This is a genomic window from Achromobacter sp. DMS1 (assembly GCF_001270295.1).
In genome coordinates, this window is sequence record NZ_LHSJ01000107.1 from 1 (window position 1) to 13,002 (window position 13,002).

Genomic DNA, 13,002 nt, shown 5'->3' on the forward strand with positions numbered 1-13,002 from the left:
GCTTCGGCGCAGCTCGTCCAGGGCGGCCAGGGCGGCTGGACTGCTCGGCATGCGCATCGGCCCTGGCGTCGGCCTCCGCGGCGGCGGCGAACAGGCCGAGCTGCGGCGTGGGCGCGCCCTGGGCTTCCAGGCGCTCCAGCTGCCGCGCGTGGCCTGGCGGATCACCGCGGCCGGCACGCCGGCCCGCTGCGCCACCTGGATTCCGTAGCTGCGGCTGGCGGGGCCTTCGCGCACTTCGTGCAGGAACACGATGCCGCCGGCCGATTCGGCCGCCGCCAGGTGCACGTTGGCCGCCGCCGGCTGTTCGGCGGGCAGGCGCGTCATCTCGAAGTAGTGCGTGGCAAACAGCGTCAGCGCGCGGTTGTGGGCGAGCAGCCGGCAGGCGATCGCCCAGGCCAGCGCCAGGCCGTCGTAGGTGGAGGTGCCGCGGCCGATCTCGTCCATCAGCACCAGGCTGCTGGGCGTGCTGGACGAGAGAATGGCGGCCGCCTCGGTCATTTCCATCATGAAGGTCGAGCGTCCGCCCGCGAGGTCGTCGGCCGCGCCGATGCGGGTGAAGATCCGGTCGATCTTGCCGATGCGCGCCCGCGCGGCGGGCACGAAGCTGCCCACCCGCGCCAGCAGCGCGATCAGCGCCACCTGCCGCATGTAGGTGGACTTACCGCCCATGTTCGGGCCGGTGATGAGCAGCATGCGGCGCGCCGGGTCGAGCCGGCAGCCGTTGGGCGTGAAACGCTCGATGGCGCGTTCGACCACCGGGTGGCGGCCCGCCTCGATGTCGATGTCGGCCTGTTCCGACAGCTCCGGGGCCACCCAGTCGTGGCGGCGGGCATGGTCGGCCAGCGCGGCCAGCACGTCCAGCTCGGCCAGCGCCGCGGCGCAGTCCGACAGGGGGCGCACGTGCTCGGCCAGCACGTCCAGCAACTGCTCGAACAGCCACTTCTCGCGCGCCAGCGAGCGGTCTTGCGCCGACAGCACCTTGTCTTCCCAGCTCTTGAGCTCGGGCGTGATGTAGCGCTCCGCGTTCTTCAGCGTCTGGCGCCGGCGATAGTCGTCGGGCACCTTGGCGGTCTGGCCCTTGGTGACTTCGATATAGAAGCCGTGCACGCGGTTGAACTCCACCCGCAGGTTGGAGATGCCGGTCCGTTCGCGCTCGCGCGCCTCGAGCTGCAGCAGGAAGTCGCCGCCGTCGGCGGCCAGCGCGCGCAGCTCGTCCAGTTCGGCGTCGAAACCGGTTGCGAGCACGCCGCCGTCGCGGACGGCCACGGCCGGCTCCGGCGCGATCGCCCTCGCCAGCAGCGCGGCAAGCGCCGGGTCCACCGACAGGTGCTGCGCCAGTTCGGCCAGGCGCGAGTCGCCCGCCAGCGGCGAGACCAGGTCGTGCAGCGTTGGCAAATCCTGCAGCGCATCGCGCAGGCTGGCCAGCTCGCGCGGCCGGACCGAGCGCAGCGCCAGGCGGGCCGCGATGCGCTCGATGTCGGGAAAGGCATTCAGCGCGTTGCGCAGCGATTCCAGCAGGCCCTGCGCGGCAAAGGTTTCTTCCAGGTCGAGGCGGCCCGTGAGCAGGGTGGAAATCGCCCGTTGGCGCGCCAGGGCCGGTGCGTTCTCGCGCAGCGGATGGTGCAGCCAGCGCCGCAGCAGGCGGCTGCCCATGGGCGTGCGGCAGCCGTCCAGCAGCGAGAACAGGGTGGGCGAGTCTTCGCCGGCCAGGGTCTGCGTCAGCTCCAGGTTGCGCCGCGTGACCGGGTCGAGCAGCACGTACTGGCCGGGCCGCTCGGCCGACAGGCTCTGCACGTGCGCCAGCGCCTGCGACTGCGTGCGCGCGGCGTAGCGCAGCAGCGCCCCGGCCGCGCAGATGCCGGCCGGCATGTCTTCGACGTCGAAGCCCGCCAGCGTGTCGGTCTTGAAGTGCGACAGCAGGTGCGCGCGCGCGCTGTCGGCCTCGAAATGCCAATCGGGCACCCGCGCCCGCGCGCCCTCGAAGGCGAACGGGAAGTCGGCGCTCTCGGCGCACACAATCTCGGCCGGCGCGATGCGGTGCAGCTCGGATTCGAGCTGCGCCGGCGCGCATTCCGTGACGCGGAAATCGCCGCTGGCCAGGTTCAGCCACGCCAGTCCGGCGCGCGGCGCGCGCGCGTTGCCGGTGACGAACACCGCCGCCAGCGCCCGGTCGGCCTTGGCAGGCAGCAGCGCGTCGTCGGTCAGCGTGCCCGGCGTCACGATGCGCACGATGCGCCGCTCCACCGGCCCCTTGGACGCGCCCGGATCGCCGATCTGCTCGCAGATCGCCACCGACTCGCCCAGCGCCACCAGCCGCGCCAGGTACTGCTCCATGGCATGCACCGGAATGCCTGCCATCGGGATTGGCGAACCGTTGGACGCGCCGCGCTTGGTCAGCGTGAGGTTCAGCAGACGCGCGCCGCGCTCCGCGTCCTCGTAGAACATTTCATAAAAATCGCCCATGCGATAGAACAGCAGCAACGGGCCGGCCTCCGCTTTGAGGCGGAGATATTGCTGCATCATCGGAGTGTGGCCGTTGAGCGACTCGTCGCCGGCGGCCCGCGATTTCTGGGTTTTTGCTTGTCCTGCTTGCATGGATAGGTGGGGAATTCTGTTGTGTGGGGCGGCGGCAAGTCCGCGGCCGCCCGTTCGTTGCGCCGGCTCGGCGCGGCCTTCTGGAGCGCTATTTTATGAAAGCCGCGCCGCGCTGTTGCCCGGCCCGTTTGGGTTCCGCGCATCGGCCGCCGGCCCGCCGCCGGATGCGCGCCGCGCGGCGGGCGCGGCCAGGACGACACCTTACCATTGATGCGCCGGCAGGCCCGACGGCAGAGGCGGGCGGTCGCGTGCCTCTGCCTCTGTTGCGGTGCGCCCGGCAGCACCCGGGCGTCCCGGACGAGGTGCATCGGTGCACGCGCACCCATGGCGCCGCTCTGTTCATGAGATCAATCGGCTCGGCGTCGGTCGCGCGCGGCAACAAAGGTCGGCACGGACCGGCCCCCATTCGACGGCACGGCAACGTTCGTACGCAAGTGTTCATTGCGCTCACTGGTGTTCATGCGGCGCAGTGTCGCCGGGGCGGCAATGCCGGCGCTGGCGTGCAGAAACCATTCAAGCGCAACGCAAGAGGCCGAAGGTAAGTGCTTCAAGGTCCGGAAGCGGCGCCGGGCGGATTGTGGGAAATTTTACTTTTTGAATTAAAAAGCCATAATTCAAAGGTAGCGCAAACCGGCAATGCCGCTGCGCGTGCTCGTCATGTTCCACAAAACGCATGAATCGATGACAGTCAGCGCTTCGTATTTTGCCTATTGGGGAAAGGCGTCGCCTGTCCAGGCGGGTCTGGATCGCTATCATCTCCTGGCCTTTCACGGCCTGGATGTGGCCGCATGCGGATGGCAGCTGCTCCAGCTGCCGCAGTTTTCCCTGACGCGGCTTGCACAAGCGCTTGGGTGGCCGCTGCCCGTGGTGAATGCCTTGGCGGTGTTCTTTCTGGCGCTGCACGACGTGGGCAAGTTTGCCCGAGGCTTCCAGGGCCGGGCGCCGGGCCTGTCGGCGGATCTCGTGCAGAACGATGCCGGCATGCCCTACCAGTATCGGCACGATACCTTGGGCTGGATCTTGTGGCGGGACGATCTTGCCCCCGAGACGCTTGCCGACGTTCTGCCGAATGCCGAAGGAGATTTCTGGGCGGCCTGGATGAAAACGGCGGTGGGGCACCACGGCAAACCGCCTCATGAAGCCAGCCGCGATGGGCTGTCCGGCCTGTACGTCGAGGACCACTTCCTCGACGAGGACAGAAAAGCGGCCGCGGCCTACACCCAGGCGCTGGCGGCGGGCTGGGCGCCGCCCGATATTCCGAAGCCCGGCCGGGAGCAACTGGAAATGCTGCGGCAGCACGCATGGCGTTTGGCCGGCCTGGCGGTGCTTGCCGATTGGCTGGGGTCCAATCAGTCCGTCTTTGCCTATCGCCAGGAACCGCAGGATCTGTCGACCTATTGGCGAAACACCGCCTTGCCGCGCGCGCAAACCGCCATCCGCCAGGCTGGCCTGCAAGCGCAAACGGCGCGTCCCTGGTCCGGACCGACGGGGCTTTTCGATTATCTGCGCGAACCTACGCCGCTGCAGCACTATGCGGCCAGCGTGGCGCTGGAAGCCGGGCCGCAACTGTTTCTCCTGGAAGACGTCACCGGCGCGGGAAAGACCGAGGCCGCGCTCATGCTCGTGCAACGGCTCATGGAGAAAGGGTTGGCGTGCGGGCTGTACTTCGCCCTGCCGAGCATGGCGACGGCCAATCAGATGTACCAGCGGGTCGGCTCGGTATATCGACATCTGTTCGCCGACGATGCCTTGCCATCGCTGGTGCTGGCGCACGGCGCGCGCCATCTCATGGAGGGGTTCAGGCAAAGCATTCTTCAGTCCGACGGTCTGCCGGCAGACCGCAATTACACGCCCGAAGAGGCCACGGCCTCGGCCGCATGCAGCGCCTGGCTCGCGGACAACAGAAAGAAAGCATTGCTGGCCGAGGTCGGGGTGGGCACGATCGACCAGGCCCTGCTGGGCGTGCTGCCCGTGCGGCACCAGTCTCTGCGCTTGTTGGGCCTGGCAGGCAAAGTGCTCGTCGTGGATGAGGTCCACGCCTACGACAGCTACGTGCGCACATTGCTCAAGCGCCTGCTGGCCAGCCATGCACGGCAGGGCGGCAGCGCCATCTTGCTGTCGGCGACCTTGCCTTCTTTCTACCGCGCAGAGCTTTTGCAGGACTACCGCGCCGGCCTGGGCCTGCCGCCGATCGACGTCGCGCCCGATCTGCGCTATCCGCTGGCCACGCGCATGGGCGAGGACATTGCGGTCCATGCCTGCCAGACCCGGCCCCGGCTGGTGCGGCGCGTGCAAGTGAACTTTTGTCATCGCGAGGACGAGGCCGTTGCCGCCGTGTTGGCTGAGGCGGCCGCCGGCCGCTGCGTGTGCTGGATCCGGAACACCGTGGAGGACGCCCTGCGGGCCTGCGATCTGCTGGCGGCCAGCCTGCCCCCCGATCAATTGACGCTCTTTCACGGAAGATTCGCCATGGGCGACCGGCTCGACATCGAGGACCGCGTGCTGCGCGATTTCGGCGCGCGCTCGGGTCCGCAGACGCGTCGTGGCCGTGTGCTGATCGCGACTCAGGTGGTGGAGCAGTCGCTTGATATCGATATGGATGCAATGGTCACGGACCTGGCGCCCATTGATCTGCTCATCCAGCGCGCCGGTCGCCTGCAACGGCATGCCCGCCTGCCCGACGGCACGCCCGCGCCGGACGGCATCGAGCGGCGCGCGCCGCCTGTGCTTCACGTGCTCTGCCCCGTTATTGAGGACGAACCCTCCGCGGACTGGTATGCGAGCCTGTTTCCCAAGGCGTGCTACGTCTATCCGAACGTGGGGTGTTCCCCGCGTATGCGGGGATGAACCGCCATTCAGGGCGGCAATCAGGTCAACATAACCGGTGTTCCCCGCGTATGCGGGGATGAACCGTTGTCGCGCGGCTCACGGCCACAGGCGGCCAGGTGTTCCCCGCGTATGCGGGGATGAACCGATACTGAGGCAACAACAGATCAAACGACAGGGGTGTTCCCCGCGTATGCGGGGATGAACCGTCCTTTGGGTCGCCAAACATCTTGCCGAGGTCGTGTTCCCCGCGTATGCGGGGATGAACCGAACCCCGACCGGGCGACGATCGAGGCCGTGCTGCGTGTTCCCCGCGTATGCGGGGATGAACCGCACATCAACGACGGCGGACCGGCGTTTCCAGTGTGTTCCCCGCGTATGCGGGGATGAACCGGAGGGCAGGCTGGCCGAGCCATTCGGGTTCTAGTGTTCCCCGCGTATGCGGGGATGAACCGCGCTTCACGCTGCAAGAACAAATTGCCGTACGGTGTTCCCCGCGTATGCGGGGATGAACCGTTTGCCTTCGTCGAGGGCAACAGCCTTGAAATGTGTTCCCCGCGTATGCGGGGATGAACCGCGGCCATCCGACCTAATCGGAGCGTCGAAATAGTGTTCCCCGCGTATGCGGGGATGAACCGCGTGGGCGAGGAAGCAGCCAGCCCCGAGAACGGTGTTCCCCGCGTATGCGGGGATGAACCGCATTGCTGCGCTCCTGGGCTAGATACCGAAGCGTGTTCCCCGCGTATGCGGGGATGAACCGGTTAGAACGAACCCAGCACGAAACGTGCACGAGTGTTCCCCGCGTATGCGGGGATGAACCGCCATCGCGCAACTGGAATCCGACATATTCGACGTGTTCCCCGCGTATGCGGGGATGAACCGGGAAACAACAGCGCCACTACAGGGCGAGGCAGAGTGTTCCCCGCGTATGCGGGGATGAACCGCGACAGGCGCACTACCCCGCACCCATTGTGACGTGTTCCCCGCGTATGCGGGGATGAACCGGGGCTGGCCACTGCTTTTGCCTGAGCGCAGCCGTGTTCCCCGCGTATGCGGGGATGAACCGATCCCGAGGTGCTGCTTGAATACCTGGAGGGGGTGTTCCCCGCGTATGCGGGGATGAACCGTACGCCGGCCGCGTGTTCGACGTGACCACGACCGTGTTCCCCGCGTATGCGGGGATGAACCGACCTACTTTTCCACGCCGTCGAGCATGGCGCAGTGTTCCCCGCGTATGCGGGGATGAACCGTGCAGGTGGTGCAGGAGCAGCAGCGGACAGCTGTGTTCCCCGCGTATGCGGGGATGAACCGGACGCGCATAGCCTGCAATTTCTGCTCATAGGGTGTTCCCCGCGTATGCGGGGATGAACCTGACCACCGAGGACACCAGCAAGGGCACCAAGAGTGTTCCCCGCGTATGCGGGGATGAACCGCTCACCAGCTCGGGGTCGATCAGCTCGTCGGCCGTGTTCCCCGCGTATGCGGGGATGAACCGTCCTGCCGGATAAAACCGACAGGCCGCCCCAGGTGTTCCCCGCGTATGCGGGGATGAACCGCAGCTTTGCAAATACAGCCACCGGCCAGTTAAGTGTTCCCCGCGTATGCGGGGATGAACCGAGCGTCGATCAGCAGCGCGTCAGATTTTCCGCGTGTTCCCCGCGTATGCGGGGATGAACCGTCGTGGCCAGGCAGGAACACCCGGCGGGTGCCGTGTTCCCCGCGTATGCGGGGATGAACCACCATGATCTACCGGCTGGTCAAGCGCGGTGACGTGTTCCCCGCGTATGCGGGGATGAACCGCAGACGTGCGGCGCCGGGCCGTAGTGGCAACCGTGTTCCCCGCGTATGCGGGGATGAACCGGCGCAGGCCATGGATAGCCTGATCGACAAGCTGTGTTCCCCGCGTATGCGGGGATGAACCGGCGCCCTGTACGGTTTCGATCACACCCACGTTGTGTTCCCCGCGTATGCGGGGATGAACCGGAAAACAGCATCTGGCAGATGGACTATGTGGGGTGTTCCCCGCGTATGCGGGGATGAACCGGCCGCGCGCGATCAGCAACTGTGCGCGGTGATGTGTTCCCCGCGTATGCGGGGATGAACCGCCGCAGCGGCGTTGCTCACCGAAAACCGGAACGTGTTCCCCGCGTATGCGGGGATGAACCGGTCACGCGATTCCAGGCGCGCGCGGCGCTCATGTGTTCCCCGCGTATGCGGGGATGAACCGCCAGCCACGATCCGCCTGCGCAACGAGTGGGTGTGTTCCCCGCGTATGCGGGGATGAACCGGCGGTGGCACATGGTGCGCAGGTCGCGGACAAGTGTTCCCCGCGTATGCGGGGATGAACCGCCGTCGTGCCGCTGCTCGGCAGCACCGAGCAGGTGTTCCCCGCGTATGCGGGGATGAACCGCATGAGTGCCGCCCTGAGTCTCCAGTGGCTCGGTGTTCCCCGCGTATGCGGGGATGAACCGCCGACGCCAAGAAGGAAAAGTGGTGGCGCCGCGTGTTCCCCGCGTATGCGGGGATGAACCGGTGATTGGGGAGGCTAGCCCCCTCGATTGGTTGTGTTCCCCGCGTATGCGGGGATGAACCGGCGCAAGCCCGGGATGAAATAGGACAGCTTCAGTGTTCCCCGCGTATGCGGGGATGAACCGTCCAGGCGAACCAGCACGGCGCCGTCGCTCAAGTGTTCCCCGCGTATGCGGGGATGAACCGCGAATCGAGCGCCGCCGCCCGTAGTAAGCGTGGTGTTCCCCGCGTATGCGGGGATGAACCGTCAGCATGACGACGAAACACACGCCCGGCCCAGTGTTCCCCGCGTATGCGGGGATGAACTACGCAACCCGGATTACGGCCGGATTGCGCCGGTTTTTGCATGGCGGGCGGCCGCCCGTTCGGGGCGCCGGGTCGGCGCGATTCTCTGGAGCGCCAGCTAATGAAAGCCGTGCCTTACTCTGTGGGCCGGCCTGGCCATGCCTCGCGCATCGGCCGCAAGCGTGCGCGCGGGGCTGCGGCGGCAGCCTTCGGCCACGGTCGGAGCGAATCATAAATGCCTCTTATGGATTGCGCTGGAAGTAATTGTTGGAAACCCGGCCTGGCCTTTGCCATGATGGCCAGCATGCAGACCAGCGGCGCGTGCGGGGCAGACCGGCCCGGCGACGCCGCACATGCCCCGCTCGGCCCGGCCGGCGCGGCGCAGGAGGAGACACCGAGATGGCTGACAGGTCCGATACCGATCCGGCGCCGAGCCGCGCGCAGCGCAACCGCTCGCACATGCTGGAGCGTATTGAGGAAGTGCGGCGGCTGGAGCGCCGGGCGGAGGAACGCTCGGCCCGCGCCGCTCCGCATTTCCATGCCCAGGGCAAGCTGCTGCCGCGCGAGCGGTTGGCCCACTTGCTGGATGCCGACCAGCCCTTTTACGAGTTGATGACGCTCTCCGGTTATTGCGGGCTGGAAGACCCCAACCCGGAAACCAGCGTGCCCGGCAGCGCCCTGATCGTCGGCATCGGCCATATCAGCGGCGTGCGCTGCATGGTCGCGGCGAACGATTCCGGGATCAGCGCGGGCGCCATGCAGGCGCTGACCGGGCAGAAGCTCATCCGCGCGCAGGAGATCGCGCTGGCGCAGAAGCTGCCCTTCGTCCAGCTGGTGGAAAGCGCGGGCGGCAATCTGCGCAAGTACCGCGTCGAGCGCTTCGTGGTGGGCGGCGGCATGTTCTACAACCTGGCGCGGCTGTCGGCGGCGGGGCTGCCGGTGGTGGCGCTGATCCACGGTTCGTCGGCGGCGGGCGGGGCGTACCTGCCGGGCCTGTCCGACTATGTGGTGATGGTGCGCGGACAGGCGCATGCCTATCTCGCCGGGCCGTCGCTGCTGAAGGCCGCGACCGGCGAGGAGGCCAGCGACGAGGAACTCGGGGGCGCCGACATGCACGCCAGCGTGTCCGGCCTGGCCGATTACGTGGCCGACAACGATCTGGACGGCATCATGCGGGTGCGCGAGATCCTGCGGCGCATCGGCTGGACGAGCCCGCCGGCGCCCGAAGCCAGGCCGCCGCGCCACGATGCCGACGAACTGCTGGACATCATGCCCGCGGACATGCGCACGCCGGTCGATATGCGCGATGTGATCGCCAGGCTGGTGGACGGTTCGGAGTTCCACGGCTTCAAGGAGCGGTTCGGCCCGGCCACGGTGTGCGGCTACGCGGCCATCGAGGGCCGCGAGGTGGGCATCCTGACCAACAACGGTCCCCTGGACAGCGACGGCTCCAACAAGGCGGCCCAGTTCATCCAGCTCTGCGTGCAGCTGGGGCGGCCGCTGGTTTTCCTGCAGAACATCACGGGTTTCATGGTGGGGCGCCGGCACGAGGAGGCGGGCATGATCAAGCACGGCGCCAAGCTGATCCAGGCCCTGTCGAACGCGCCGGTGCCGCGCTTTACCGTGCTTTGCGGCGCGTCGTACGGAGCCGGCAATTACGGCATGTGCGGGCGCGCCTTCAAGCCCGACTTGCTGTTCTCTTGGCCCAACGCCAGGACGGCCGTCATGGGGGGCGAGCAGGCCGCCATGACGATGCGCACCGTGGCCGAGAACGCCGCCCGGCGCGGCGGCAAGCCGTTGGACGAGCAGGCCCTGGAAGCCGAGAGCCGCGCCATCGTGGAGACCTTCGAGTCGCAGTCGAGCGCCATCCACACCAGCAGCCTGCTGCTCGACGACGGCGTGATCGACCCGCGCGAGACGCGCGCCTGGCTGGGCATGGCGCTGGCCATGGCGGCGCAGGCGCGCGGCCGCACGGCGCAGCCCATGCAGTTCGGCGTGGCCCGCCTGTAGGCGGGTGCGGCCGGCGAACCCGGTGCATGCAGAAAAGCAGGCGTCCGGCGGCCTGCCGCCGCGGCAGGTTGCCGGACCCGGGCATTCCCTTTTTCCCATGGAGACAAGATCATGATGACTTCCGACCACATCGCCTTGCAGGACAGTGTGCGCAAGCTGATCGAGCGCGAGATAGAGCCTTATGTGGACGAGTGGGAGGCCGCCGAGATCTTTCCCGCGCACGAGGTGTTCAAGAAGCTGGGATCGGCCGGTTTCCTGGGCGTGAACAAGCCCGTGGAGTTCGGCGGCATGGGACTGGACTATTCGTATGAGATCGCGTTCTGCGAGGCCATCGGCGGCATCAGCTCGGGCGGGGTGGGCATGGCGATCGCGGTGCAGACCGACATGGCCACGCCGGCGCTCACGCATTTCGGCTCGGACGAGCTGCGCGAGCGCTTCCTCAAACCCACGGTGGCGGGCGACCGGGTGGTGTGCCTGGGCGTGTCGGAGGCGGGGGCCGGTTCGGACGTGGCCTCGCTCAAGACCACCGCGCGCAAGGACGGCGACGACTACGTGATCAACGGCTCCAAGATGTGGATCACCAACGGCACGCAGGCCGACTGGATGTGCCTGCTGGCCAATACGAGCGAGGGCGACGTGCACCGCAACAAGTCGCTCATCTGCCTGCCGCTGCGCGAGAACGGCAAGCTGCGTCCCGGCATCACCATGAACAAGATCAAGAAGGTGGGCATGTGGTCGTCCGACACGGCGCAGGTCTTCTTCGACGAGGTGCGCGTGCCGCAGCGCTACCGCATCGGCGAGGAGGGCATGGGCTTCATCTACCAGATGCGCCAGTTCCAGGAAGAGCGCCTGAGCGGCGCGACGCGCCGCGTGACGGCGCTGACCAACGTCATCAACGACACCATCGAGTACACGCGCCAGCGCAAGGCCTTCGGGCGGTCCATTCTGGACAACCAGGCGGTGCACTTCCGGCTGGCCGAGCTCAAGACCGAAGTGGAGATGCTGCGCTCGCTGATCTACCGCGCCGCGCAGGTGCACATGAGCGGCGGCGACATGACGGAGCTGGCCTCGATGGCCAAGCTCAAGGCCGGCCGCCTGTGCCGCGAGGTGACCGACTCCTGCCTCCAGTACTGGGGCGGCATGGGCTTTACCTGGGAGAACAAGGTTTCGCGTGCCTGGCGCGACCTGCGGCTGATCTCCATCGGCGGCGGCGCCGACGAGATCATGCTCACCATCATCTGCAAGCACATGGGCATTCTGCCCAGGCGCGCGGCTTGAGAGCCGGGGAGGCATCATGCGTTTCGACACCTTGCTCGTGGCCAACCGCGGGGAGATCGCGCTGCGCGTCCTGCGCACGGCGCGGCGCATGGGCCTGCGCACCGTGGCGGTCTACTCGGACGCCGACGCGCACAGCCCGCACGTGCGCGCCGCCGACCTGGCGGTGCACATCGGCCCGGCGCCCGCGACCGCAGCTACCGCGACGGCGCGGCGCTGATCGAGGCCTGCCGCCGGTCGGGCGCGCAGGCCATCCACCCGGGCTACGGCTTTCTTTCGGAGAACGCCGAGTTCGCGCAGGCCGTGGCCGACGCCGGCCTGGTCTTCGTCGGGCCCTCGCCGCGCGTGATCGCGCTCATGGGCAACAAGGCGCAGGCCAAGCAGGCCATGCAGGCGGCCGGCGTGCCCACCGTGCCCGGCGAACAGGGCTGCGCCACCCCGGCGCAGGCCGCCGACGCCGCGCAGCGGCTGGGGTTTCCCGTGATCCTGAAGGCCGCGGCCGGCGGCGGCGGGAGAGGCATGCGCGTGGTGCGGCGGCCGGACGACCTGGCCGACATGTTCCGCCAGGCGCAATCCGAGGCCGCGGGCGCGTTCGGCTCCGGCGAGATCATCATCGAGCGCGCCATCGACCGGGGGCGCCACATCGAGGTGCAGGTGCTGTGCGACGAGCACGGGCATTGCGTGCACCTGGGCGAGCGCGACTGCTCCACGCAGCGCCGCTTCCAGAAACTGATCGAGGAAGCGCCGTCGCCCGCGGTGGACGAGGCGCTGCGCGAGGCGATGGGACAGGTCGCCCGCCAGGCCTGCGAGGCGATCGGCTACGCCGGCGTGGGCACGCTGGAGTTCCTGCTCGACGAACAGCGGCGTTTCTACTTCATGGAAATGAACACGCGCCTGCAGGTGGAGCACGGCGTCACGGAGCTGGTGACGGGACTGGACCTGGTGGAGCAGCAGATCCGCGTGGCCCAGGGCGAGCCGCTGGCGTTCGGCCAGCAGGACGTGAGGCTCGGCGGCCATGCCATCGAGGTGCGCCTCTGCACCGAAGACCCCTGGGCGGGCTTTCTGCCCCAGGTGGGCGTCATGGGCGACTGGCGCGCGCCCGAGGACATCCGCGTGGATGCGGCGCTGCGCAGCGGCGTGGAGATTACGCCGTTCTACGACTCCATGGCGGCCAAGCTCATGGCCTGGGGCGAGAACCGCGAAGCCTGCATTGCCCGGCTGGCGCGGGCCTGCGAGCGCGCCACCGCGCTCGGCGTGCGCACCAACCAGGGGTTCCTGGCGCGCTGCCTGCGGCATCCCCGCTTCGCGGCGGGCCAGATAACCACCGACTTCCTGGCGGGCGAAGACCTGCAGCAGCCGTTCTGGCGGCGCGAACCCTCGCCGCATGCGCTGGCCGCGGCGGCGCTGGCGCTCGGCGGAGCGGCCCGGCCCGGCGCGGGGCCGTCCGAACGCCTGGGCGGGCGCGCGCTGTGGCTGCGCGAC

General features: G+C 68.2%; 2 protein-coding genes, 3 pseudogenes and 1 CRISPR repeat array. Of the genes and pseudogenes, 4 read left to right on the forward strand and 1 reads right to left on the reverse strand.

Translation table 11 applies throughout. The features are described 5' to 3' along the window. Positions 1-2,595 (reverse strand): annotated as a pseudogene (gene mutS, locus AD428_RS13995) (DNA mismatch repair protein MutS); the annotation flags it as partial. Between the two features lie 681 nt (positions 2,596-3,276). Between mutS and cas3 the strand changes: the two are divergent. The 4 genes and pseudogenes from cas3 to AD428_RS14015 form a co-directional block, all read left to right on the forward strand. Then, positions 3,277-5,208 (forward strand): annotated as a pseudogene (gene cas3, locus AD428_RS29530) (CRISPR-associated helicase Cas3'); the annotation flags it as partial. 209 nt (positions 5,209-5,417) lie between these two features. Then, positions 5,418-8,258: a CRISPR direct-repeat array (repeat unit 29 nt; unit sequence GTGTTCCCCGCGTATGCGGGGATGAACCG). A gap of 376 nt (positions 8,259-8,634) precedes the next feature. After that, positions 8,635-10,245, forward strand: coding sequence for an acyl-CoA carboxylase subunit beta (locus AD428_RS14005; RefSeq protein ID WP_053245590.1), 1,611 nt, complete (start codon positions 8,635-8,637; stop codon positions 10,243-10,245). A gap of 111 nt (positions 10,246-10,356) precedes the next feature. Further along, positions 10,357-11,523 carry an acyl-CoA dehydrogenase family protein gene (locus AD428_RS14010; RefSeq protein WP_053245591.1) on the forward strand — a complete coding sequence of 389 codons (1,167 nt, stop codon included), beginning with the start codon at positions 10,357-10,359 and terminating at the stop codon, positions 11,521-11,523. A 16-nt stretch (positions 11,524-11,539) separates the two neighbouring features. After that, positions 11,540-13,002 (forward strand): annotated as a pseudogene (locus AD428_RS14015) (acetyl-CoA carboxylase biotin carboxylase subunit); the annotation flags it as partial.